This window comes from Pantoea sp. X-Soil-MYKO-1785 (assembly GCF_059730675.1).
Map to the genome: position 1 here is coordinate 2082300 of NZ_AP036000.1, position 24617 is coordinate 2106916.

Genomic DNA, 24617 nt, shown 5'->3' on the forward strand with positions numbered 1-24617 from the left:
AAAAAAGGCTTCAGATAAGCGGTTATCTGAAGCCTGTTTCATCTTACTTATAGATGACTGCGGTGCCATGCAGGTTGTTGTTGCCAGAGGTCGAAGTGATGCGGAAAGACTTTGCACCGACATCGCTGGCCCGGTCTGACAGTTGCTGTTCCAGCGAGGTCAGGTTGGTGCTGCCCGTCGCGCTGATCACGCCAATTTTTTGCTGGTCGAGCGGCGATTGAGTGACCTGCTGAGCCGCCACGCTGGCAAAGGAGAGGCCGCCGAGTAGCGCAGCCACCACCATCATACTGATACTTTTCATAACGAACCCCTTCTCAACATTTAATTACTGATAAATCACGGCGGTGCCGTGCAATTTGTTCTGACCACTGGTTGAGGTGATACGGAAGGATTTGGCACCCGCTTCATCCGCTTTGGCATTTAACTGCGCTTCAAGGGAGTTGAGGTTGCTGCCGCCCTGGACAGAAATGGTGCCGACCGGCTGCTGATTGATTGGGTCGCTGCTGACCTGATCTGCGGCGAATGCACCAAAGGTCAGGGTAGAAAGTGCCAGCGCGGCCAGACTCAGTTTGATGTTTTTCATAGGTTGCTCTCTCAATATTCGGTAGTGGGAAAATGTGTGTCGCTATTTAATTAACGATCATTAATTAAATGATAGGCCCGATTGTGGTCTGCCGTCAATATTTATTTAATGAGCGTTATTTTATTCGCGAAGTGGCGTGATTATGGGCTTCAGCCCCCTTTTTCACTTAACCTTAGGGGCGATTTCCGCCCGTCGTCGCACAAAATGGCAACAGCCCTGAACGCGGAATGCACCAGCCCTTGCACAATTTATTAATGATCGGTAATTTAATGGGGTGTTTCACAACCCGTGAGGATATATGAGCCAGGTTCAGGATTGCGATGTGAAGAAGTGCCGCGGTCGGCCAAAAGTTTTCGACCGTGAAGCTGCGCTCGATAAAGCGCTGACCCTGTTCTGGACCCACGGTTATGAGGGAACCTCGTTGGCCGATCTGGTGGCGGCAACCGGGGCGAAAGCGCCCACGCTCTACGCTGAATTCGTCAATAAAGAGGGATTGTTCCGGGCTGCGATGGAGCGCTACGTGGAGAAATTCAGCGCCTGGCGTGACGCGGCGCTCGGCAATGATGCGTTGCCGGTCGACCAGGCGATTGAAGGTTACTTCCGCGCAACCGCCGCCTGCTTTACCGATGGCGATTCGCCCGGCGGCTGTTTCTTTATCTGCACCTCCACCACCCTGTCAGCGGCCTCTGCCGAGATCGCCAGCATGTTGCAGCAGCAGCATCAGTCACAGGAGAGTACGCTTAGCGACTTTCTGCTGTGCCGCCAGCAGCGTGGTGAACTGAGCGAATCGGTGAATATCGCGGCGCTGGCGCGCTATCTGGGCTGTATGCTGCAAGGCATGTCGGTGCGGGCGCGTGAGGGTGTGCAGCGGGACGATCTCGACAGCATCATTGATACGCTGATGGCGATGTGGCCGACGCTGACCGGACTCTGTCAGCACAAGCCGTAGATACAGCTAAAGCGTAAATAAAATCAGGGCGGCGATTGCCGCCCTTGTTGCCTTTCAGGCCGACCTCATTCGAGGAAGAAAACCGGCTTTAACGGCTGACTGACCGGACTGTTGTCCTGATTTGAGGGCATCAGATCTTTCATTGATGCCCACCAGCGCTGACACACTTCAGTGCGGGCCACCGCCTCCCAGCGCGCTTCCGACTCAATCTCAACGCTGGCAAACAACAGATTACGCTCCGCATCCAGCCAGATAGCATAGTTGTGCGCGCCGTGCGCCTTCAGCGTTGCTGCCAGCTCCGGCCAGATCGGCGAGTGGCGTCGCTGATATTCGGCGTGGCAGTCCGCATTCACCTGCATCACAAAGGCTCTACGAAGCATTGGCAGGCCCCACATCCAGCGCAGCCTGCCACGGATGAACCCCGAAGCGCTCACCCAGCGCCACCAGCTGTTCGGTGGTGATACTCTGGCGGATGCCGCCCATTGACAGCACCTTGACCATCACTTCAGAGGATTTTTCTGCGGTATCGATCAGGCCAAAGGTTTCATCCAGGGTCGGCCCGCTGCCAAAGATACCGTGGAACGGCCACATCACCAGGCTATGCGACTGCATCTGCTCCGCCGTGGCAGCGCCGATACCGTCAGTGCCGGGCACCATCCACGGCAGAATGCCGACCCCATCCGGGAACACCACCAGACATTCGGTGCTGCCTTCCCACAGTAAGCGGGTAAAGCGCGCTGAATCCAGCTCGACCACATAACTTAACGCCATAAAATTAGTGGCGTGGCAGTGCATGATCACCCGGTCAACGCCGTTGCTGACCGCTTTGCGCACCCCGTGTGACTGGAAATGTGAAGCGAGTTCAGAGGTGGGCAGGCCCCCATTCGACAGCCCCCAGTGAATTTTGAATGACAGTCCTTTGTCATCAACCTGCAGCAGCGCCAGGCAATCGGCAGGATCGAGTTGCACGTTGCGGAAGAACTTGCCCGATCCGGTCACCAGGAACCAGCAGTTTGCCAGCGCAGGCGCCGGCTGGGTTAGTTCAATGCAGCGTGGCTCCGGATAGAAATCGGCGGCAAAAGGTTTCACCTCCTCCTCCAGCAGACGCAGGCTGACGTTGCCGCCGTTACGCTCATCCCAGCCCTTCAGCCACATATCACTGGTGGCTTTAACCATTCCCTTTACAAACCAGGAAGAAAGAATGCTTTGCATATGAATTCCTTAACGTTGGCTCAAGATGTGTTGTTCGTAGTGACGGACATCGCTCAACCAGCTGGCATCGGCTGGCACGTCGTGGCGCAGGCACCAGGCTTCCCAGATCGCCTGCCACGGCAGAGATTTCTGCTCTTCCAGCAGCGCCAGTCGCGCGGTGTAATCGCCGGCCACCTCGGCCTGCCGCAGGCGATCGATCGGTTCCAGCAGGGCGCGCAGCAGCGCTTTTTTGGCGTTGCGGGTGCCGATGACCCAGGCCGCAATGCGGTTGATCGAGGCATCAAAGAAGTCGAGCCCGATGTGCACTTTGTCAAACAGCTGATGGCGAACAATCTCACTGGCGATCGCCTGGGTTTCATCATCGAGCAGCACCACGTGATCGCTGTCCCAGCGCACCGGCCGGCTGACGTGCAGTAACAGACGCGGCACATAGAGCATGGCGGCGGAGATTTTGTCGGAGATCACTTCAGTCGGATGGAAGTGGCCGGCATCCAGCGTTAGCGCGGTCTGACGGCTGGCCGCGTAACCGAGGAAAAACTCGTTGGAGCCAACGGTGTAGCTTTCAGCGCCAATGCCAAACAGCTTGCTCTCCACCGCATCGATGTGATGTTGCGGATTCAGTTTTTCGGCGATGATTTCATCCAGCGCGCTCATCAGTCTCTGGCGCGGTGCCAGCCGATCGACGGTGATATCTTTCATGCCGTCGGGCACCCAGATATTCATCACCGACGGGGTGCCCAGCTGCTCACCAAACGAGGCGGAAACCCGGCGGCTGGCTTTGCAGTGATCGATCCAGAACTGACGAATAGTTTTATCAGCATGTGACAGGGTAAAACCGTCGGCGCTCAGCGGATGCGAAAAGCAGCTGGGATTGAAGTCGAGTCCCAGCTGGTGCTCTTTGGCCCAGCTGACCCAGTTGGCGAAGTGTTGCGGCTCAATCTCATCACGCGCCACCGGTTTGTCACTTTCCAGATAGATGGCGTGCAGGTTGAGGCGTTTCGCGCCGGGGATCAGCGACATCGCTTTGTCGATATCGTTACGCAACTCATCCGCATTACGGGCGCGTCCCGGATAGTTGCCGGTTGCCTGAATTCCGCCGGTTAATGCGCCCTGCGGGTTTTCGAAGCCCCGCACATCATCGCCCTGCCAGCAGTGCATTGAGACCGGAATCGCATCCAGCTGACGGATGGCCTGTTCAACATCCACCCCAATCTCGGCATAACGTTGTTTAGCCAGTTCAAAAGCCTGTTCTATCTGCTTAGTCATAAGCGAGTTCCTTAGCGGGTTGGCTCAGCGCCGTGAAGCGTGCCTGGCTGGCAGCAAAGACGCTGGTGGTTTGCGGTTCAAAGGTTTTGAGCGGGAAGTTGTTGATCACGCAGCAGCGGAAATCGGCCACATCGGTCAGTTCGCCGAGCGCGATCAGCTGACATCCCACGTTGCCGAGGGTTGAGGCTTCAACCGGCCCGGCCAGCACCGGTATCTGACAGGCGTCGGCGCACAGTTGATTGAGAAAGTGGTTCTGGCTGCCGCCGCCGACCACATGCAGCTGGCGGAAAGGTTTACCGCGCAGCTGCGCCAGTTCGGCGATCACTTCACGGTAGAGCAGCGCCAGGCTGTCAAAAATGCAGCGTGCCAGCGCGGCGGCGGATTGCGGCACCGGCATGCCCTGCTCTGCACAGGCGTTCTGGATTTCATTGACCATGCTGTCCGGATTGATAAAGCGCGCATCGTTCGGACTGATCAGCGACACACAGGCCGGTTGCCGTTCGGTTTCGGCGATCAGCTGGCTGAGATCGTCAATATGGAGCTCATCGCAGACGCGCTGCAGTAACCATAATCCCATGATGTTTTTCAGCACGCGGTAGCCTTCAGCGCCGCCTTCATTGGTGATGTTAGCGCGCAGCGCCGCCTCCGACGCGTAAGGCTGCAGGCTTTCAAAGCCCATTAATGACCAGGTGCCGGAACTGAGATAGGCGGCATCCTCCTGCATCAGCGGGGTCGCCACTACCGCGCTGGCGGTGTCGTGGGTGGCGACGGCAATCACCGGAATTGCCGCGCCGTGGGCGTTATGCCAGTGGCCGACCGTATTGCCAGGCGCGCGAGGCTGGCCGAACCAGGCCACATCGACTCCGGCCCAGCCCAGCAGCTCGCGATCCCATTCGCCGCTGTCGATATTCAGCATCTGCGTGGTGGTGGCGTTGGTGTATTCCCAGTTGAGATTGCCGGTGAGGCGATAGTGCAGATAGTCCGGGATCATCAGCGCATGCGCGACGCGGGCCTGCCAGTCGGGCTGCTGCTGATGCAGTGCGCGCATTTGATACAGCGTATTAAACGGCAGGAACTGAATGCCGGTGCGGGCATAGATCGCGCTGTGGCTGAGGTCGCGCTGCGCCTGCTCCATCAGGCCGTGGGTGCGGGCATCACGGTAGCTGACGGCTTGACCGACCTGCTCGCCGTGCGCATCCAGCAGCACCATATCCACCCCCCAGGTATCAATCCCGATGCTGTCCGCCACCACGCCTTCTGCATCCAGCTGCGCCAGCCCGGCTCGGATTTCCTGCTCCAGCAGCGCCAGATCCCAGCAGTCATAACCGGCACGCCGCTGACGGGTATTAGCGAAACGCCGGACCTGCCGCAGACTGAGGTGGCGCTGTACGGCATCCCAGTGTGCGAGCATTACCCGTCCGCTGGATGCGCCGAGATCGATAGCAACAATATTTCGCGTGGTCATGGCAGCATTTTTTCCTGTGATTTGATGGTCACAGAGTAGAAATCTTGCCGGGCGGCTACCTTCCCGACAGTGCCAGCGGGCCCCCTGCGCTGGCAGACTTGCAAAGAACTTCGTGAGAGAGATCACAGAGACGGCAGCCAGGGGGATGTGACTCCTGCCGCAAATTTATTAACTGCTGAGGATTTCTTGAATAATCAGCAGGATTCCTGCTGAGATAAGCGGAAAATTCAAGGTAAGGTAGCCACGTCCTGTTTAGACTCCGTTACAGATTTGTTAACAGTAGCGAGAGGCGATGATGACCATTTTGCACAGTGCGGATTTCTTTCCGGAAGGCGATTACGCGATAGCCATTGAACCGCGTGTGCCGCAGCAGGCCTTCCCGGAACATCATCATGATTTTCATGAAATTGTGCTGGTTGAGCACGGGTCGGGCATTCACGTGTTTAACGGTCAGCCGCAAACGCTGTGCGCCGGCTGCGTCTGTTTTGTCCGCGACCACGACCGTCACCTGTATGAGCAGACCGAGAATCTCTGCCTGACTAATGTGCTGTACCGCAGTCCCGGCGCTTTTCGTTTTCTTTCCGGACTGCAGGCGCTGCTGCCCGGTGACCAGGATGGACAGTATGCTTCGCACTGGCGCATTAATCATAAAGTGATGAGCCAGGCGCTGAGCGTGGCAAGTCAGATGCGGCAGGATGATGCCTGGTCGCTGGAGAAGCAGGCGCGCCAGGAGCAGCTATTTTTACAACTGCTGGTGCTGTTACGTGAGGCGTGCCGTGATGAGCAGAGTCAGGATCAGGAAGCGCGACTGCATCGCTTGCTTGACTGGCTGAACGACCATTACAGCGATGAGATCGTCTGGGATCAGCTGGCCGATCGTTTCTCCCTGTCGCTGCGCACGCTGCATCGGCAGATGAAGCAGCAAACCGGCAGCACACCGCAGCGTTATCTGAACCGGCTGCGGTTGTTGCAGGCGCGGCATTTACTGCGTCACAGTGATATACGCATTACGGATATCGCCTTTCAGTGTGGATTCGGTGACAGTAACCACTTCTCCACCCTGTTCAGGCGCGAATTTGGCTGCGCGCCGCGCGCGGAGCGCCAGCAGATGGGGTAAAGGAGCACAGTATGACGTTGATACTCAGCCGGGATGATTATTTTCCTGCCACCAGTTTACCGGTGGCGGTAGCCGAACGGATGCCCCAACCCTCTTTCCCGCCGCACCGACACGAATTCAGCGAAATCGTGATTGTCTGGCGCGGCAACGGCCTGCACGTCCTCAACGATCGCCCGTGGCTGATTACCTGCGGCGACGTTTTTTATATCCGCGACAGTGACTGCCACAGCTATGACAGCGTCAACGATCTGGTGCTGGACAATATCCTCTACTGCCGTGATCGCTTTGGCCTCGGGCTTGACTGGAATCAGCTGTTGCCGCCGCAAGGCGCCGATGCGCCTGGCTGCTGGCGTCTGACCACGCGCGGCATGGCGCTGGCCCGCGGGGTGATTAGTCAGCTGGAGCGTGAAAGCCGCAAAAGCGATCCGCTGTCGGTGCAGCTATCAGAAGCGCTGTTTTTACAGCTGGCGCTGATCCTGCGCCGTCATGGCTATGCCGCCGATCGCCCGTGGGCATTGCCGGAAGGTGAACAGTTAGATTTGCTGATGTCGGCATTACAGGGCGCGATTGCCCGTCCGTTCGATCTGGCCGAATTTTGCCAGCATAATCAGTTAAATGAACGGGCACTCAGGCAGCTGTTTCGTCAGCAGACCGGCATGACGATTGGGCATTATCTGCGTCAGCTGCAGCTTTGCCAGGCGAAGTATTTGCTGCGCACCCAGGATTGTCTGATTGGTGAAGTGGCCGCCCGCTGCGGCTTTGATGACAGTAACTATTTTTCGGTGGTGTTTACCCGTGATACCGGCCTGACCCCCAGCGCCTGGCGTCAGCGTTTTATCTCATCCGGGCAGACGCTGAAAAACACCGACACCGAATCGCAATAATGCGAGCCTGGGATGCAGGCTCGCATTGTGCAGTTTTCCGCTGAACCGATCAGGCGGCCATGCCGAGCCCAACGATGTTGGCTGCGATAATGATCACTACACAACCAATCGATAACACCCCGACCGGCCGACGCCCCACTGACTTCCACTCTTTCATCAGTAAGCCGACCAGCCCGCCGCACAGCACGTAAAGGCTCATGTGCAGCATCCAGCTGACGTAATCATACTGCGCCGGAATACGCGCATGGCCCCAGGCGTAGAAGAAGAATTGCAGATACCACATGGTGCCACCGAGCACCGCAAAGGCGACGTTCGCCAGCAGCAGCGGTTTCGCCACCGAGAGATCCTTGCGCACTGACAGCTCAGGTCGGGTTGCCAGCCGGTAGAAACAGAAGGCCAGATTGACCAGCGCCCCGCCGCCCATAATCACCACGTAGCTCGGCAGCGCGACATACAGCGGATCGATACCCAGCTGTGCCGCCGCCTGGTGCATCGGCTTCGCGGCATCCATAGCGAATGACATCCCGGCGGAGAAGATGCCGCACATTACCGCCAGCACCAGCCCTTTCTTCAGGTTAAACTCCTGCGCGTTAATCCCCAGCGCCCGCTCTTTCAGCAGGCCAGCACGCGAGACGATCGCCACGCCAATCAGCGCCACCAGCACGCCCAGCAGGGTTAAGCGTCCGCCGGCAGAGGCAAACAGCTCACCAAACCGGCCCTGCAGCAGCGGCGTCATCAGGGTGCCGACCACCAGCGTGATGCCAATGGCGATGCCGATCCCCATCGACATCCCAAGATAGCGCATGGTCAGACCGTAGTTGATATTGCCCACGCCCCACATGGCACCAAACAGAAACACCGGCAGCAATTGCGCCAGGCTGAAGCTACTGTAATAGGCGCGGAAGTCGGGCAGCAAAATTGCACTCACCGCCCACGGCAGGATCAGCCACGACATCAGGCCACCGACCGACCACATGGTTTCCCATGACCATCTTTTCACCTGTTTAAACGGCGCGTAGAAACACGCGGCACTGGCAGCTCCGACAAAATGCCAGAAGATGCCGGCAATAATGGCACTGTTCATTGTTTTTTCCTGGTTAGGTTGAGGCCTGACGGAAACCCAACGATTTCCGCTTAGCAGGCAGTCTACGTTTTGCAGGAATTCCTCAGCCTTTGAATGAATGCCGGATGCTGCCGCCTGTTGGCAAAATCTCCGCGTTATTCCCGTTAAGGATCACAAATTCATCTTTGTCAGGTTACCGGACGGCTTTCCGCTTAAGTGGTTTATTATTCTATCTTTTTTATTATTTTGCTGTGTAGCGCAGCACATTATCGATCTGGCTGCCATGCGCACGATCAATTTGGCAAAACAACAAAGAAGCCTTTCCTTACGGCGGCCGGGGTCGTATAAACTGGGGAAAATTGATCGAATTCAGGGATTGGCATGACGACTAAGTGGTTAACGCTGTTTCTTTCACGTTCAGTCAGTCAGGTAATGCTGGATGACCTGCGGGCGATTCTGCCGGCTGAGGCGATAAAGGTGTTTGTAAATGGGCTGGAGGATGCGCAGTACGCCACCCTGGAATGCGTTCAGGCTGAACAGCATTGTGCGCTGATCGCTTCGGCGATCGTGGTGTGGCGTCAGCTGGGTCACATTCACCACATCGTATTCAACAAGGGCGAACTGCTACGTGAGGTGAATGACGCCACCCAGTTCCAGCTGTTTACCCTGCTGAAAACCCACCGCGCAGTCCTGCACCTGTCGTGATAAGATCGCCCGCCTTACTCCTCTCTGTTTGCAACAGGAAAATCATGAGAATTGGAATCCTCTTTCCTATCGCTATTATCGTGGCGGGCGTCGGCTTTCTGGCGTGGTTTATTGGCAGCGGCCTGGCCATGCCAGGGTCCTGACATCTAACGTAACTGGCTGTCTTTACTGCCACGACGGTTATATAAACTGCTGCTCTGCTGCTGTTTGTCGATTTTCTGCTGACAGGAAACACAGTAGCGCACGCCTTTCAGCGCCTGACGTCGCGCCTCGGGTATCGGTTCGCCACAGAGTTCACATTCGGTGGCGCTTTCGCCGTGGCCGATTGACTGCCGGACACGTTCAATGCCGTCGTTAACGGTACTGTCGATCTGCTCCTGCACGGCGCCTTCAGACGCCCATCCGTTTGCCATGATGTCCCCCTCTTTTTACGTCTTCGCTCTGTTAAATCTACAACAATTTGCCGTTTTTGCCGTAAAACGCGCCGATATCTGTGATTGGTTGCCAGCCGTCTTATGCCCGTGGCAATCAGCAAAAGGTCGCTCCGCCGGATCTGCTTCACTCTTCAACCACATTATTGCAACGCACCGAGAGCGGAGAAACCTGCGAATGACAACACATCATCAACATTACATTAATGGCGAGTTTGTCGCCGACCACAACGATAAGTGGATTGAGGTGATTAATCCGGCCACCGAAGCGCTGCTGTCGCGTATTCCGCAGGGCAGCGCCGCAGATGCACAGCGCGCGATCCTCGCCGCCGAAGCGGCACAGCCGCAGTGGGAAGCGTTGCCTGCGGTTGAACGTGGCGTCTGGCTGCACCAAATCGCCACCGCGATCCGCGCGCGTGAACCGCAACTGACCGCCACCATTGTGGCTGAAGGCGGCAAAACCCAGGGTCTGGCGCAGACAGAAGTGTTGTTTACTGCGGATTACCTCGACTATATGGCTGAGTGGGCGCGACGCTATGAGGGTGAGATCATCAACAGCGATCGGCCAAACGAAAATATCTTCCTGTTTAAAAAGGCCATCGGCGTCACCACCGGCATTTTACCGTGGAACTTTCCGTTCTTCCTGATTGCACGCAAAGCGGCACCGGCACTGATCACCGGCAACACCATTGTGATCAAACCCAGCGAACTGACGCCGAATAACGCCGCGATCTTTGCCGATATTTTACACACCCTTGGCCTGCCCGCCGGCGTGATAAACTTCGTTTATGGCTACGGTCCGGAAGTCGGACAGGAGCTGGCGGCGAATCCTAAAGTCGGACTGGTCAGCCTGACCGGCAGCGTCGGAGCCGGTGTTGCTACCATGCAGGCTGCGGCGAAAAATGTGACTAAAGTGTCGCTGGAGCTGGGAGGAAAAGCCCCGGCGATTGTGATGGATGATGCCGATATCGACCTGGCGGTGCGGGCAATCGTCAGCTCAAGGATGATCAACAGCGGCCAGGTGTGTAACTGTGCGGAGCGCGTCTATGTGCAGGACGGCATTTACGACCGCTTTATCACCGCGCTGACCGCCGCCTTTCGTCAGGTGAAGCTGGGCGATCCGGCTCAGCACAGTGATATTGATATGGGACCGCTGATTAACGCCGCGGCCCTGCAGCGCGTCGAACAGAAAGTGGCCAATGCGGTGGCGGCTGGCGCAACGGTGGTGCTGGGCGGCAAACGGGTCGGCGATCAGGGCTTCTTTTTTGAGCCGACGCTGATCACCGGAGTTCGTCAGGAGATGGAGATCATGCAGGAGGAGATTTTTGGTCCGGTGCTGCCGGTGATGCGCTTCAAAACGCTGGACGAGGCGATCGCGCTGGCTAACGACTGCCAATATGGCCTGACCTCTTCGCTCTATACCCGGGATATCAACACCACCATGAAGGCGCTGCGTCAGCTGAAGTTTGGCGAAACCTACGTTAACCGCGAAAACTTCGAGGCGATGCAGGGCTTCCATGCTGGCTGGCGTAAATCAGGCGTTGGCGGGGCCGACGGCAAACATGGGCTGGAAGAGTTCCTGCAGACCCACGTTGCCTATCTGCAGTTCAGCTAAGCCGGTAAAACGGGCCGCAGTGACGGCCCGTTTTGTTATCCCAGCCGCTTACTGCTGCGCAACAGCGCAATTCCACTCAGCACCGCGACCGCCATCAGGTAATAGCCCGGTGCCAGGCTGCTGCCGGTGACCTGGATCAGCAGGCTGCAAATCAACGGTGCAAAGCCACCGAACACCGTCACCGCCACGTTATAACTGATCGCCATGCCGCTGGCCCGGGTGGTGGCAGGAAACAGATCGGCCATCACCGACGGCACCGTCGAGAAGTAAACCGACTTCAGCAGCGCCATCCACGCCACCAGCAAAATCAGCGTGGTCGGTGTGGTGTGATCGACCATCGCTTTAAACGCCGGATAGATGGTGACCATCAGCAGTAACAGCGATCCCCACATCAAAGGCAGCCGCCCCACCCGTTCGGCCCACAATCCCATTATCGGGGTGACGACCGTCAGGATGATCCCGGCCACCAGAGTTGCGGTAAACGCCACCGAGCCCGATAAATGCAGCGTTTTGGTGGCATAGGTCGGGATGTAGTTCAGCATGTAGTTGATGGCGGTCGAAATGACCATCAGCCCAATCGCCAGGGTGATCAGCGCCTTCTGGCGGCCAAACAGAGTCTTCAGCGGCGCGGCATGTTTCTCCTGCGCGACGAAACTGGCGGGCTCGTGCACGTGGCGGCGAATATAGACCCCCAGCGGACCAATCAACAAGCCAAAGGCGAACGGAATGCGCCAGCCCCACGCCTGAATTTCACTTTCGCTGAGCCACTGCGTCAGGCCGAGGCCAAACGCCGACGCCATCAGCGTGCTGGCTCCCTGCGTGGCGAACTGCCAGCTGGCAATAAACGCCTTACGCTCCGGGAAATGCTCCACCAGAAAAGCGGTGGAACTGCCAAATTCGCCGCCGGCGGAGAAACCCTGAATCAGCCGCGCCAGGATGATCAGTAGCGGCGCGGCCAGTCCGATCGTAGCGTAACCCGGCATAAAGGTAATGATCGCCCCACCCAGCATCATCAGATTGATCGACAGCAGCAGCGCCTTTTTACGGCCATGACGGTCGGCGTAGTTGCCTAACACCAGCGCCCCCAGCGGACGGATAAGAAAGGCGATGCCGAAGCTGCCAAAGGTCAGCAGCAGTGAGACCGACGGATCGCTGACCGGAAAGAACGCGTGGGCGATGTAACTGGCGAAAAAGCCGTAGACGGCGATATCAAACCACTCCAGCGCGTTACCGATACAGGTGGCAAACAGCGTTTTATGCAGGCTCGGCCTGAGCTGTGGACGGCTTTGCGCGATACTGCTCATTGTTCACGCTCCTGCCAGTCGCGGTGGCGGGCGAGCAGCAGCTGGCCCTCTTCGCCCAGCTGCCAGAACAGACGGGTCATGAGCGCCAGTCCTTCGCGGGCAATCGAGGTCAGCATGTGTTCATTGACGCCGTGCTGGCCACAGGCCGGATAGGAGTGCGGCACCCACAGGGTTGGCAGACCAAGGATATCGGCAAACACCTCATTGGGCAGCGATCCGCCGAGGTTAGGCAGCAGCGCCGGTTTTTTGCCGCTGCTGCGCGCCAGACTGTTGAGCGCCCACTCCACCAGCGGGTCCTGCGGATTGAGCCGGGTAGCCGGCGAGCCGCGCAGAAACTCCACGCTGACATTGTCGAAACCGTGCTGGCGCAAATGCTGGTCAACGTGCTGCACCAGGTTCTGCCAGTCGGTGCCGACCACAAAGCGCAGCTGACAGACCGCCGTGGCGCGGCCAGGAATCGCATTCATCGGCTGGGCCGGGTTCCCGGTTTCAAACGCCAGGACTTCCAGCGTGTTCCAGCCATACAACCGTTCAGCCGCGGTTAAACCGGGTTCACCCCAGTTTTCAGCCAGCGCCGGATCGCCTGGCATGCCGCCGACGTCGATATCGCTGAGGATGTCGCGCACCGCCGGGGTCAGGGAGTCAGGTTTGAGCGCCGCCACCTGCAACACGCCCTGCGCATTTACCAGCGATGCCAGCGCATTCGCCAGCTGGGTGCCGGGGTTGCTTAACAGCCCGCCCCAGTTACCTGAGTGGTAGGCGTTGTCGCGCGCGGTAATGGTCAGGCGAAAGTTGGCCGCGCCGCGTGAACCGAGGAACAGCGTCGGCCGCACGGCGTTGAGCCGCGGGCCGTCTGAAGCGATAAACAGATCGGCCGCCAGCAGCGTCTGCTGCTGCTGACAAATTTGCGCCAGCCCCGGTGAGCTGATCTCTTCACCCATCTCAAACAGAATTTTGCAGTTAAAGCCCAGCCGGCCGCCCCGCGCCGCCATCACCTGTTCCAGCGCCGCCAGGTTGATGCAGTGCTGGCCTTTGTTGTCTGCGCTGCCGCGGCCATACCAGCGATCGCCTTCCACGGTCAGCTGCCACGGTGACAGCCCGGGACGCCAGTTCTCTTCGTCGCCATACACCACATCGCCATGCCCGTAACAGAGCAGCGTCGGCTGGGTCGGGTCCTCGATACGCACCGCGATCAAAAACGGCGGGCTGCCCGGCTGGGGATTATCGAAAGGATGCAGCGTAAAACCCAGCGCCTCAAGCTGCGGTCCAATCTCAGCCTGCAGATAGTGCTGCAGCCCGGCCTGACGCTGCGGATGCTGGCTCTCCGTTACACAGGCGATGCGTCGGGCCAGCAGCTGCTGAAACGCCCCGCTGTCGAAATAGTTCATCGCCTGGTCTACCGCCTGTTGCTCTGTCATGTTTGCCCTGTCTGTTTTTTTTTATCGTCAGTTATCTTTGACAAACTTCGGGCTTTGCCACAATTATCAATTTATCGAGTTAGCTTTGCTTTTAAAGCAACAAAGGTCTGCCCGATCCTGAGGCATGCCCCTTTTTAATGCGCCCCTGAGGCCGAGGAGTCTCCATGTTGAGCAGTGAAATCCGCTATTTTCTGGCGGTGGTGAATTGCGGATCGCTCAGCGCCGCCAGTGAACAGCTGTTTGTCGCGGTGTCGGCCATCAGCCGTCAGATTCAGCGGCTGGAGGCGCAGGTGGGCGCGCCGCTGTTTGAGCGGCATGCGCGCGGCATGGTGCTGAATGAAGCCGGTGAAATTTTCGCGCATCATGTGTGCAAGAGTCAGCTGGATATGGAATATGCGCTGGCGGAGATTAAGGGTCTGAAAGCGGTGCGCCGCACCCGGATCCGTATCGCCTGTACCGATGGCATGGCGTTCAGCCTGCTGCCGGGTCTGCTGTCCGAGTTTCGTCAGGCGAATCCTGGCGTGCTGTTTGCTCTGAATGTGACCCACTCGCAGGGCGTGGCCGAAGCGGTGCGGGCCGGCGAATGTGACGTTGCGTTGCAGTTCAGCCTGCATCCGGAGCGCAGCGTTGAAGTGCTCGGCTCATGGCCGGCGCCGGTGCTGCTGGCGATGCATCAGAGTCACCCGCTGGCGTCACGCCAGGTGACGCTGGCCGATCTGCCACGCTGGCCGCTGGCACTGCCGGGCCAGCACACCACGGTGCGGCAACTGTTTGACCTCTCCTGTCAGATGAACGGTTGCGTGGTCGAGCCGGTGCTGACCTGCGATTACTTCGCCACGCTATATCATTTTTTGCTGCGCACGCCGCAGGCGGTCACCATCTGTAGCGCCTTTACCCTGCTGTTTGAGCACCAGACACAGCAGCTGGTGTTACGGTCGATGGGCGTCGATCAGCTCAGCCAGCGGACGCTGCAACTGCAGACGGTGTCGGGTCGTCAGCGCACCGCAGCCCTGACGCTGTTTATGGAGTTTTTACAGCAGCGGTTAACTGAAATCGATCGGCAACTGCGCGCGATTGGCGGCTAAGGCAGTAACGCCCACCGTCTGGCGGGCGTTACGCGGTAAAGCCGGATGGCTTTCGTCTTACTGTTTGATATCGACCTGGTAGAAAATGTGTTTGCCAAACGGATCGACCTGATAACCGCTGACCGATTTGCGCACCGGCTCAAAAATGGTCGAGTGGGCAATCATCACGGCCGGCATTTGGTCGTGCATCATCTGCTGCGCCTGCAGATACATCGCGGTGCGCTTACCCTGATCCGGTTCGGCGCGGGCGGCGGTGATTAACTTCTCAAACGGCTGATAGCACCATTTTGACGAGTTCGAACCGCCCTGCGCCGAGGTGCAGCTGTAAAGCGGGCCGAAGAAGTTGTCCGGGTCGCCGGTAGCGGTGGTCCAGCCCATCAATGCCGCCTGATGCTCACCGCTGCGGACCCGTTTCAGGTATTCGCCCCACTCATAGCTGACGATATTGGCTTTGATACCGACCTTCGCCCAGTCCGACTGGATCATCTCGGCCATGCGGCGGGCATTGGGATTGTAAGGCCGCTGGACCGGCATCGCCCACAGCGCAATCTCGGTGCCCGGTTTGACCCCGGCCTGTTGCAGTAACGCTTTGGCTTTTTCCGGATCGTAGTCGTAATCCTTCAGGTCTTTGTCGGCGCTCCAGACGCCCGGCGGCAGAATATTTTTTGCTACCGTGCCGGTGCCTTTAAAAATCGCCTCGATGATCGCCGGTTTGTTGATCGCCATCGCCAGCGCCTGGCGGACTTCGACCTTGTCGGTCGGCGCTTTGGTGGTATTAAATGCCAGGAAACCGGTATTCAGCCCGGCTTTCTGCTGCAGGGTGATATCCGGGTTGGCGCGCATTTTTTCCAGATCGGCCGGATTGGGGAACGGCATCACCTGGCATTCGTTCTTCTCCAGCTTGGCATAACGCACCGAGGCATCCGGCGTAATGCTGAACACCAGCCGATCCAGCTTTGCCTTGCCCTGCCAGTATTGTGGGAAGGCCCGGTAAAGAATGCGTGAGTCCTTCTGGTACTGCACCAGCTCAAACGGCCCGGTGCCGATGGGGTTCATGTCGACCTTCTCCGGCGTTCCGGCTTTCAGCATGCTATCGGCATATTCAGCCGAGTGAATCGAGGCAAAGTACCAGCCAAGATCGGCCAGAAACGGCGCTTCCGGGTGCGACAGCGTGAAGCGCACCGTATGGTCATCCACCCGTTCAATCTGTTTAATCAGTGTCGACAGCTCCAGGCTTTCGAAGTTGGAATAGGTGCCGCCCGAGACGTTGTGGTAGGGATTTTTCGGGTCCATCTGGCGCATAAAAGAGAAGATGACATCGTCTGCGTTGAAGTCGCGCGTCGGTTTAAACTGTTTGTTGCTCTGGAATTTGACGTTTTTACGCAGATGGAAGGTATAAACCGTGCCGTCGGGGCTGATCTGCCAGCTTTCCGCCAGGCTGGGGATCAGTTCCGTGGTGCCGACTTTGAAGTCCACCAGCCGGTTAAATACCGGCACCGCGCTGGCGTCTACGCTGGTGCCTGAGGTATAGAGTTGCGGGTTAAAATTCTCTGGCGATCCTTCCGAGCAGAAGACCAGCGTTTTGGCGTTCACGCTGGCCGCCAGCGTCATCCCAGCCGTAACAAGCGCTAAGGTGGCTATCTTCATTTTCATTATCATCCTCGCTTTGTATTGACTTCCGGTGATCAGAATACCTAAATGAATCATTCAGATGCTTCATTGATAGCACGATTCGGCACCATAGCGAACCCTGCCCGTAGCTGACTAATAAGGAATAGTGATGACCGACAAACTTGAGACGCAACTTACCGAACGCTTTTTCCGTTACCTCGCCGTCAGCAGTCAGAGCGATGCGAAATCGACCACTCTGCCCAGTACCCCAAGCCAGCACGCGATGGCGGAACTGCTGGCGGCGGAGCTGCGTGCGCTGGGGCTGGAACAGGTGGTGATTGACCAGCATGCGACGGTCACGGCGGTGAAACCGGGTAATCGTCCCGATGCGCCGCGTATCGGCTTTATCACCCATATCGATACCGTTGACGTCGGTCTGTCACCCGATATCAAACCGCAGATACTGCGCTGGCAGGATCAGGATCTCTGCCTGAATGCCGACCAGGATATCTGGCTGCGCCGCGATCGGCATCCGGAGATCGCTCCCTATATCGGTCAGGAGATCATTTTCAGCGACGGCACCAGCGTACTGGGCGCGGATAACAAAGCGGCGGTGACGGTGGTGATGACGCTGATGGAGAACCTCAACGGCGATCACGGCGATATCGTGGTGGCGTTTGTGCCCGATGAAGAAATTGGCCTGCGCGGAGCCAAAGCGCTCGATCTGGAAACGCGATTTAATGTCGATTTCGCCTGGACCATCGACTGCTGCGAACTGGGCGAAGTGGTGTATGAGAACTTCAACGGTGCCGCCGCCGAAATCCGCTTTACCGGCGTACCGGCGCATCCGATGTCGGGTAAAGGGGTGCTGGTCAATCCGCTGCTGATGGCACATGACTACATCAGCCAGTTTGATCGCCAGCAGACCCCGGAACAGACCGAGGGCCGTGAAGGCTATATCTGGTTCAATGAGATCCAGGCCAACGCCAGCCAGGCGATCCTGAAAGCCTCTATTCGCGATTTTGATCTGGCCAGCTTTGCCGAGCGTAAGCAGCAGCTACAGCAGCAGGCGCAGGCGATTGCTACCCGCTACCCGACCGGCAAGGTAGAGATCACCATTACCGATATCTACAGCAATATCAGCAATGCGCTGGGCGAGGATCGTCGGGCCATTGACCTGATTTTCAAAGCGTTCAGCGCGCTGGATATCGAACCGAAAGTGATTCCGATGCGGGGCGGCACTGACGGTGCGGCGCTGTCGGCTAAGGGCTTACTGACGCCGAACTTTTTCACCGGTGCGCACAACTTCCATTCGCGCTTTGAGTTCTTACCGCTGCCGTCGTTTGTGAAATCCTATCAGGTGGCGGAAAAACTCTGCTACCTGGCAGCGGAGTAACAATTAAATCGGGCGCAGCACGCGCCCGATTGTCACTTATGGCTTCACGCTGACATCAATGCCCGGAAAATATTTCTCCGCCAGCTTCTTCAGGGTGCCATCGGTCTGGACTTTGGCGATCGCCGTATCCAGCGACTGTTTGAGTTGCGTGTCATCTTTACGCAGGCCAAAGCCGATGCCCGACCCGAGAATTGCATCATCCTCGACCGGCTTACCGATGAAGCCGAAGCCTTTACCCTGTGGCTTGTCAAGGAAGCCCGACTGACCGGCGGCTGACATCACCAGTGTGCCGTCCAGACGCCCGGCGACCATGTCGTTGTAGACCTGGTTCTGATCCTGATAAGAGGTCACGGTTACGCCCTGCGACTCCCAGTGTTTTTTAGCGTAGGTTTCCTGAATTGATCCCTGCAACACGCCGATGTTTTTGCCCTTCAGCGCGTCGGCGGTGGGCGCCAGCTTCTCACCGGTTTTCGCTACCAGCATGGTCGGAATACGGTAGATCGGCTGGGTGAAGCCAATGCTTTTCGCCCGCGCTTCGGTGATATTCATCGCCGAGTTGATCGCATCGAACTTTTTCGCCTGCAGCGCCGGGATCAGCGCATCGAAGCTGCTCTCCACCCAGTGACAGTTAAACTTACCGGCCTGGCAGATCGCGTTACCCAGTTCGATATCAAAACCTTCCAGTTCCCCCTGGGCGTTACGGCTTTCAAATGGCGGATACTGTGACTCCAGGCCATAACGTAAATCCTGCGCCAGCGCCGATACCGAAGTCATCATGCCGAGTGCCAGAAACAGTGCGTTGCGTTTTTTCATCATTTACCCCGAAATTATTGTTTTTAACCGATCGCTACCCTGCTTTACCGTGCGTCAGTCGGGCAACCTTGTGTCCGCCAGTTGCTTACTGCCGGAACGCCGACAGCGCAGCCGCGCCAGCCTCTAATGTTGCCTCGTCTTTGGCAAAGGAAAGACGGATCAGTTTGTTGTCGGTGCCATCCATATAAAACGCCGACAGCGGGATGGTGGCCACCCGGTGATCGACGATAAGACGTTTTACCATCTCGCTGTCCGGTTCGTCACTGAAATGTCCGTAGCTGGCCAGCATAAAGAACGAGCCGGCGCACGGCAGCAGCTTAAACGGTGAATCCTGCATCAGCGCAATCAGCCGATCGCGCTTTTGCTGGTAGAAGGATGACAGTGACAGATAGTGTTGCGGCGTCTGCAGATAATGGGCAAATCCCACCTGCATCGGCGTGTCTGCGGCGTACATCATAAACTGATGCACTTTCACCAGCTCGGTCATCAGCTCGGCCGGTGCCAGGCAGTAGCCCACCCGCCAGCCGGTGACGTGGAAGGTTTTGCCAAACGAAGAGACGATGACGCTGCGCGCCGCCAGCTCCGGATGGGTCGCCATGCCGCAGTGCGGACGACCATCAAACAGAATATGTTCATACACCTCGTCGGATAACACCACGATGTCAGTGTTGCGGATCAGGGCCGCCAGCTGATTAAGGTCCTCCGGCGTCAGCACCTGGGCGCTGGGATTATGCGGGGTATTAATGATGATCATCCGGGTACGCGGCGTAATGGCGGCGCGCAACTGCTGCCAGTCGATGGCGAAAGCCGGCACCTGCAGCTTTAGGCCAATCGGCTTGCCGCCCTGCAACCGGACCACCGGAGCATAGCTGTCGAATGCCGGTTCAAAGAAAATCACCTCATCCCCCGGATGCACCAGCGCGGAAATCGCCATATAAATGCCCTGACTGGCGCTGCCGGTGATCAGCACTTCACTGGCCGGATCGTATTTCTGGCCGTAGAGCGATTCGACCTTGCTGGCTAAAACGTCCCGCAGTGCCGGCAAGCCGGTCATCGACGCGTACTGGTTATGGCCGTCGCGCATCGCCTGGCTGACACTTTCAACCAGCAGCGGATCGCAGGGGAAATTCGGTGCGCCCTGCGACAGGTTGATCGCCTGATGCTGCGCCGAAAGCTGACCGATAACGCTGAAAATGGTGGTGCCGACATCGGGCAACTTTGAGGTGACTGCGACAGGCGTTTTCAGGGACATGTTCTCTCCGTCAGTGACATAGCGTGCGGAATGCAATTAAGCGCTATTCAACGGGCTGTGACTTGAGTCGGCAAGCGAAATGTCGTCATAATAGCCATGATTAAAATGCATAGCTGAGGTGCTCTGTGTCACGTTCAACCCTGCCGCTCAATGCGATTCACGCTTTTCTGGTGACCGCCCGCCACCTTAACCTGACCCATGCGGCCCGGGAACTGTGCATTACCCAGGGCGCAGTCAGCCGCAAAATTGCTGCGCTGGAGCACTGGCTCGGCCTGACGTTGTTTGATCGGCATGCTCGTGGTTTACGTCTGACGCCGCAGGGCGCGGCGCTGCTGCCGGAACTGCGTCAGGGCTATGAACTGATGGTGCAGGCCAGCGAAAAAGCGCGTCGCAGCCAGGTCAGTGTCCGCCTGAAAGCACCGACCTGTGCAATGCGCTGGCTGGTGCCGCGCCTGGTGGCGCTGGAGCAGCTGCGGCCAGAACTGCATGTGGCACTCACCACCACGCTGGATCACGCCTCACAGCTCGATAATTTTGACGCCGCCATCGTCTATGGCAAACCGCGTGCTGACGCACTGACGCTGTTTGAAGAGTCGCTGACGCCGGTAATCGCCGCCGGGCAGCCGATTCCCGATTCGCCGCAAAACCTGGCGGGCATGACTTTTCTGCATCCCACCGACGATATGCGTGACTGGCAATGCTGGCTGAAAGGCCAGGGCGTGGCGGTTACGATGCAACGCAACCAGCATTTTGCCACCATGGACTTAGCGATTAGCGCAGCGATTCAGGGATTTGGCGTGGCGATTGCTGACAGCAATCTGCTGGAAAGTGATATTGCCAGCGGCCGGCTGATTAAACCGTTCGCTGGCGAGGTAAAAACCGGGGCGACTTACAGCTTACTGCAGCGCTCGCCCGCGGATGCGCCACCGCTGCTGGCGGCGCTGGTGGCGTGGTTAAGTCAGGATCAGAACGTCACCCAGTCACCGTTTTCGGCTGGCGTAGCCTGACCGGACGTCCGGCCAGGCGCTTTCGGAGCGTTCGGCTTGAGAGGTGCGGCAGGCGGAATTTGTGTGCCGTTGTCGGAGAGGCGGAACTTCGCCACCGAGGCCTGTAACGCTTCGGTTTGTAAAGCCAGCGCGCTGGCGGCGGCGGAGACTTCTTCGACCAGGGAGGCGTTTTGCTGGGTCACGCTATCCATTTCGGTCACCGCGGCGCCGACCTGAGAGATGCCTTTACTCTGCTCTTCCGAGGCGGCAGCAATCTGCTTCATGATCGCGTCGACATCCTGCACCGATTTCAGAATATTATTCATGGTGCCGCCGGTGGTGCCCACCAGCTCCGCCCCTTTTCCGACCCGCTGAACCGAATCTTCAATCAGGGTGGCGATCTCTTTGGCGGCGTTGGCGCTGCGCTGGGCCAGATTACGCACTTCTGACGCCACCACGGCAAAACCGCGTCCCTGTTCCCCGGCGCGGGCGGCTTCAACCGCCGCGTTCAGCGCCAGGATGTTGGTCTGGAAGGCGATGCCGTTAATCACGTTGGTGATCTCAGCAATTTTCTTCGAACTGCCGGAAATTCCGTTCATGGTGCTGACCACTTCGCTCACCAGCTGGCCGCCCTGTTGCGCGGTGGTGGTGGCGGTTTCAGCCAGCAGGCTGGCCTGACGCGCATTGTCGGCGTTGAATTTCACCGTGGCGGTCAGCTGCTCCATACTGGCAGCGGTCTGTTCCAGCGCGGCGGCCTGCTCTTCAGTTCGCGAAGAGAGATCGTTGTTGCCGGCCGAAATCTCTGCTGCGCCGCGCGAGATATTCTCGGTGCCGCTGCGGATTGCACTCACCGCTTCACGCAAGCTTTCCTGCATCGCACTCAGCAACGGCACCAGCTTACCGACGCAGTTGCGGCCAAAGTCCGCCACCGGCTGGCTCAGATCGCCGGTAGCGATGGTGGCGAAATGGTTGCGGATGGTTTCCAGCGGCCGCACCAGCATCGCCACCAGGTAGCGATCGGTAAACAGCAGAATAAACAGGCCAATAATCACCGTTACGGTAATGATCATTTTGGTCAGGGCGGTTAAGCGGTCAACTTCAACCCGGGTATGATCGAGGATCTGTGCGGCATTCTGATTAAATTTTTCAGCGCTGGCACCAAACGCCCGGCTGAGCTGTGGCGTGATATTATTAGCCTGCTGCCGATAGGCGTCGGCTGAATCCTGCCGGGCCAGCCGCAGCTGCGGCGTGACGCCCTCATCCAGCAGTTTCTGCCAGCTTTGAATCACGCTGTCTACCGTATCCGGGTTCATCGGACCCGGCGCCAGCTGTTTAAACGTCGCCAGCTGCTGAGTCATGTTATCCAGCGCCTGCTGAACCGGCGCATAGGCGTCGTCAGTCAGCGTTTTGCCCGCCGCTTTGCTGTCTATTACGCGTGACAGACGAGTGATGACGCGGAAATATTGATCGTTGCCTTTACTGAGCACCGTCATTTGCTCGACCAGATGGCGGTCAACATTATTCCCTTCGCTCAGCGCGCCGAGAGAATGAATGCTGAACAGCCCGACTCCGCTCCAGAGTAAGCAGAACAGGCCCAGAATGGTGAGCATCACAGCGCGGATGGTGAAATTTTTGAGCATTCCCATACAAAAATCCTATACACGTTGACCCGTAAGTGTCGGGCATAGGAGATCTATCGGCAGTGGATAGTGAAGATGTAACACTTTTGTTAGCTATAGTTTTACAGCGTCGATAGCGGGGGCTGGTGATAATAATGCTAATTTTCAATGAAATATGCGCGAATGGCCGCAATAATTCCATTCGCGCAATTTAATGGTTAGCGGACTAATTAAAGACGCACCATTTTACTCATCAGCAGGCGGAACAGGCGCATCCTGGCACGCATAAAGTTCCGTTTCAGGACTAAACCACTCAGGTGATTTTCTCCGAGTGACATTGTCACATCGTCAGCTGGATGCCACGCGGGCCACACCACTTCACCGTCCAGCTGCTGCTTGTATTCGCTGGCATCGCGGGCGAATCTGAACCAGTAGTCGCTGACGCGTGAGGCAAATGCCCGATCGCCATCGCTGAAAGGCCGATTTTCATTGGGATCCGGCATCTGGCTCAGGCTGTTAAGCACATAGGGTACTTCATTGCCATGCCAGGTGCCGTCCGGATAGAGGTCGCGCGCATTCTCAGAGACATAATCAAACCAGTAGCGCCAGCCCGGCATGCCAACATTATGCTGGGCGCGCATCACCAGCCACGGCACCACGCTGAAAGCCATATCGCGCGCCACCGCACGACCGAGGCGCCGATCGTCATGGATGTCATACATCCACTTCAGCATTCGGTAGATCACCCGATTTTTGTCGCGCAGCTGGTGCAGCATCGCGGTGGCATCCACACCAAAATAGTCCAGCACGCTGGCTTCATCGCTATTGCTGCCCGCCATTAACGGCAGGCGGTGCTGTCGGGCCGCGAAGAAGGTTTTTAGCATCGGTTCCGGTAGCACCACATCGCCAGAAATCGGCACCGGCTGGATCGCCAGCGGGCCGTCCAGCGACCAGAAGGCGTCGGCGGGTAAGGCCCGCAGCGCCTCAGCACTGGCATCGGGCGGCAGCCCCAGATGCTTTGCGACCGCCATGCCCTGCTGACGCGCTTTCTTCAGCGGGGTATCCGGTAAGCTGTAGGCGCTCTGCACAATCCCCTTGTGAAACAGCCCTTCGGCCAGCGGCGAACAGCAGAGCGACAGTACGCTACGTGCGCCAGAGGATTCACCAAACAGAGTGACATTACGGCGATCGCCGCCAAACGCCGGAATGTTGCGCTGAACCCACTGCAGGGCCGCGATCTGATCGAGCAGACCAAAATTATTAATGGTGCTGGCAACCGGATATTGCGCATCTAAAGCCGGATGGGAGAAGAAACCGAGATGGCCGAGTCGGTAGTTAATGGTGACCACCACCGCGCCACGCGAGGCCAGCGATTTACCGCTGTAAGGGGCCAGGCCGCCTGCGCCGATGGTGTAGCCACCGCCGTGTAACCAGACCATCACCGGCAGCGGTTTAGTCGGTTCGACGTCCGGCGTCCAGACGTTAAGGTAAAGACAATCTTCACTGAATTCGCCGGGATCGCCACCGCCAACTGCCCGGCAATAATCACGGTTTTGCCAGGCTGAAGCCGAAAATTGGGTAGCATCGCGCAGATCGCTCCACGGCGTGACCGGCTGCGGCGGACGCCAGCGCAGTGCGCCTTGCGGGGCAGCGGCATAAGGTATGCCTTTGAATACGAAAAGGTCGTCATCCATGCATCCACGCAACTCACCCTCTGCAGTCATAATCCGCAGACCTGTTTCGTTTTTCATTCCTGTATCCCTGTTCTTACGACACTCCATTATTTGCAGGCCTTGAGACAAAGTCTATGTCTGAGGCGGATTTGCAGATTATGCCGAAGGTT

At 57.8% G+C, this 24617-nt stretch carries 24 protein-coding genes; 9 read left to right on the plus strand and 15 right to left on the minus strand.

Annotated features, from left to right (window positions below):
- Nucleotides 1-43: 43 nt before the first annotated feature.
- Both bhsA (AC6I8D_RS09835) and bhsA (AC6I8D_RS09840) read right to left on the minus strand, forming a co-directional pair.
- The gene (bhsA, locus tag AC6I8D_RS09835) at nt 44-301 is read right to left on the minus strand and encodes a multiple stress resistance protein BhsA (protein WP_312757008.1); all 258 of its coding nucleotides are present in this window, start codon (nt 299-301) and stop codon (nt 44-46) included.
- A gap of 24 nt (nt 302-325) precedes the next feature.
- Nucleotides 326-583: a multiple stress resistance protein BhsA gene (gene bhsA / locus AC6I8D_RS09840; RefSeq protein WP_312054578.1), complete on the minus strand. Its 258-nt coding sequence runs from the start codon at nt 581-583 to the stop codon at nt 326-328.
- Nucleotides 584-881: 298 nt separating this feature from the next.
- Here bhsA (AC6I8D_RS09840) and AC6I8D_RS09845 point away from each other — a divergent pair, with 298 nt between their 5' ends.
- Nucleotides 882-1532 (plus strand): TetR/AcrR family transcriptional regulator, encoded by a 651-nt coding sequence (locus tag AC6I8D_RS09845; protein WP_312757010.1) that lies wholly within the window; start codon nt 882-884, stop codon nt 1530-1532.
- A gap of 65 nt (nt 1533-1597) precedes the next feature.
- Here the strand turns inward: AC6I8D_RS09845 and rhaM are convergent, their stop codons facing one another.
- The 4 genes from rhaM to rhaB are packed head-to-tail and all read right to left on the minus strand — an operon-like array spanning nt 1598 to nt 5475.
- Entirely contained in the window at nt 1598-1912 is a 315-nt protein-coding gene (rhaM, locus tag AC6I8D_RS09850) for an L-rhamnose mutarotase (RefSeq protein ID WP_312757012.1), read from the minus strand.
- The gene (rhaD, locus tag AC6I8D_RS09855) at nt 1902-2744 is read right to left on the minus strand and encodes a rhamnulose-1-phosphate aldolase (protein WP_312054572.1); all 843 of its coding nucleotides are present in this window, start codon (nt 2742-2744) and stop codon (nt 1902-1904) included. Before rhaD ends, rhaM begins: the two co-directional genes overlap by 11 nt.
- Nucleotides 2745-2753: 9 nt before the next feature.
- Nucleotides 2754-4010, minus strand: a complete 1257-nt coding sequence (locus AC6I8D_RS09860) for an L-rhamnose isomerase (protein WP_312054571.1) — start codon at nt 4008-4010, stop codon at nt 2754-2756.
- Entirely contained in the window at nt 4003-5475 is a 1473-nt protein-coding gene (rhaB, locus tag AC6I8D_RS09865; RefSeq protein ID WP_497820074.1) for a rhamnulokinase, read from the minus strand. The genes AC6I8D_RS09860 and rhaB overlap by 8 nt, the downstream gene beginning before the upstream one ends.
- A 295-nt stretch (nt 5476-5770) precedes the next feature.
- Here rhaB and rhaS point away from each other — a divergent pair, with 295 nt between their 5' ends.
- Both rhaS and rhaR read left to right on the plus strand, forming a co-directional pair.
- Nucleotides 5771-6592: an HTH-type transcriptional activator RhaS gene (gene rhaS / locus AC6I8D_RS09870; protein ID WP_312757345.1), complete on the plus strand. Its 822-nt coding sequence runs from the start codon at nt 5771-5773 to the stop codon at nt 6590-6592.
- Nucleotides 6593-6603: 11 nt separating this feature from the next.
- On the plus strand, nt 6604-7476 hold the full coding sequence (rhaR, locus tag AC6I8D_RS09875; RefSeq protein ID WP_312054568.1) for an HTH-type transcriptional activator RhaR: 873 nt from the start codon (nt 6604-6606) through the stop codon (nt 7474-7476).
- A 49-nt stretch (nt 7477-7525) separates the two neighbouring features.
- Here rhaR and rhaT read toward each other — a convergent pair whose 3' ends face one another.
- Entirely contained in the window at nt 7526-8560 is a 1035-nt protein-coding gene (gene rhaT / locus AC6I8D_RS09880; RefSeq protein ID WP_312757015.1) for an L-rhamnose/proton symporter RhaT, read from the minus strand.
- Between the two features lie 360 nt (nt 8561-8920).
- Between rhaT and AC6I8D_RS09885 the strand changes: the two genes are divergently transcribed.
- Nucleotides 8921-9244: a hypothetical protein gene (locus AC6I8D_RS09885; protein WP_312757017.1), complete on the plus strand. Its 324-nt coding sequence runs from the start codon at nt 8921-8923 to the stop codon at nt 9242-9244.
- Between the two features lie 44 nt (nt 9245-9288).
- Nucleotides 9289-9387 carry a YoaK family small membrane protein gene (locus AC6I8D_RS09890; protein WP_008925225.1) on the plus strand — a complete coding sequence of 33 codons (99 nt, stop codon included), beginning with the start codon at nt 9289-9291 and terminating at the stop codon, nt 9385-9387.
- Nucleotides 9388-9390: 3 nt separating this feature from the next.
- Here the strand turns inward: AC6I8D_RS09890 and AC6I8D_RS09895 are convergent, their stop codons facing one another.
- Nucleotides 9391-9657, minus strand: coding sequence for a DksA/TraR family C4-type zinc finger protein (locus AC6I8D_RS09895; protein ID WP_312054565.1), 267 nt, complete (start codon nt 9655-9657; stop codon nt 9391-9393).
- A 196-nt stretch (nt 9658-9853) separates the two neighbouring features.
- Here AC6I8D_RS09895 and aldA point away from each other — a divergent pair, with 196 nt between their 5' ends.
- Nucleotides 9854-11290 (plus strand): aldehyde dehydrogenase, encoded by a 1437-nt coding sequence (gene aldA, locus AC6I8D_RS09900; RefSeq protein ID WP_312054564.1) that lies wholly within the window; start codon nt 9854-9856, stop codon nt 11288-11290.
- 35 nt (nt 11291-11325) lie between these two features.
- Here the strand turns inward: aldA and AC6I8D_RS09905 are convergent, their stop codons facing one another.
- Together AC6I8D_RS09905 and AC6I8D_RS09910 are read right to left on the minus strand one after the other, a co-directional pair.
- Nucleotides 11326-12594 carry an MFS transporter gene (locus AC6I8D_RS09905; RefSeq protein WP_312054563.1) on the minus strand — a complete coding sequence of 423 codons (1269 nt, stop codon included), beginning with the start codon at nt 12592-12594 and terminating at the stop codon, nt 11326-11328.
- Entirely contained in the window at nt 12591-14012 is a 1422-nt protein-coding gene (locus AC6I8D_RS09910; RefSeq protein WP_497820075.1) for a M20 family metallopeptidase, read from the minus strand. The genes AC6I8D_RS09905 and AC6I8D_RS09910 overlap by 4 nt, the downstream gene beginning before the upstream one ends.
- Before the next feature lie 164 nt (nt 14013-14176).
- Here AC6I8D_RS09910 and AC6I8D_RS09915 point away from each other — a divergent pair, with 164 nt between their 5' ends.
- Nucleotides 14177-15097 carry a LysR family transcriptional regulator gene (locus tag AC6I8D_RS09915; RefSeq protein WP_497820076.1) on the plus strand — a complete coding sequence of 307 codons (921 nt, stop codon included), beginning with the start codon at nt 14177-14179 and terminating at the stop codon, nt 15095-15097.
- A gap of 57 nt (nt 15098-15154) precedes the next feature.
- Here the strand turns inward: AC6I8D_RS09915 and AC6I8D_RS09920 are convergent, their stop codons facing one another.
- Nucleotides 15155-16750 (minus strand): ABC transporter substrate-binding protein, encoded by a 1596-nt coding sequence (locus AC6I8D_RS09920; protein ID WP_497820077.1) that lies wholly within the window; start codon nt 16748-16750, stop codon nt 15155-15157.
- Between the two features lie 127 nt (nt 16751-16877).
- Here AC6I8D_RS09920 and pepT point away from each other — a divergent pair, with 127 nt between their 5' ends.
- Nucleotides 16878-18104: a peptidase T gene (gene pepT, locus AC6I8D_RS09925; protein ID WP_497820078.1), complete on the plus strand. Its 1227-nt coding sequence runs from the start codon at nt 16878-16880 to the stop codon at nt 18102-18104.
- 36 nt (nt 18105-18140) lie between these two features.
- On the opposite strand, the gene AC6I8D_RS09930 is transcribed toward pepT, so the two are convergent.
- Complete coding sequence (locus AC6I8D_RS09930; protein WP_312054713.1) at nt 18141-18917, minus strand: transporter substrate-binding domain-containing protein; 777 nt, start codon at nt 18915-18917, stop codon at nt 18141-18143.
- An 85-nt stretch (nt 18918-19002) separates the two neighbouring features.
- Nucleotides 19003-20169: a methionine aminotransferase gene (locus AC6I8D_RS09935; protein WP_312757031.1), complete on the minus strand. Its 1167-nt coding sequence runs from the start codon at nt 20167-20169 to the stop codon at nt 19003-19005.
- A gap of 125 nt (nt 20170-20294) precedes the next feature.
- Between AC6I8D_RS09935 and AC6I8D_RS09940 the strand changes: the two genes are divergently transcribed.
- Nucleotides 20295-21176: a LysR substrate-binding domain-containing protein gene (locus tag AC6I8D_RS09940; RefSeq protein WP_497820079.1), complete on the plus strand. Its 882-nt coding sequence runs from the start codon at nt 20295-20297 to the stop codon at nt 21174-21176.
- On the opposite strand, the gene AC6I8D_RS09945 is transcribed toward AC6I8D_RS09940, so the two are convergent.
- Nucleotides 21134-22801, minus strand: a complete 1668-nt coding sequence (locus AC6I8D_RS09945) for a methyl-accepting chemotaxis protein (protein ID WP_497820080.1) — start codon at nt 22799-22801, stop codon at nt 21134-21136. The two genes, AC6I8D_RS09940 and AC6I8D_RS09945, sit on opposite strands and share 43 nt — an antisense overlap.
- Nucleotides 22802-23004: 203 nt before the next feature.
- Complete coding sequence (locus AC6I8D_RS09950; RefSeq protein ID WP_312757038.1) at nt 23005-24525, minus strand: carboxylesterase/lipase family protein; 1521 nt, start codon at nt 24523-24525, stop codon at nt 23005-23007.
- Nucleotides 24526-24617 lie beyond the last annotated feature (92 nt).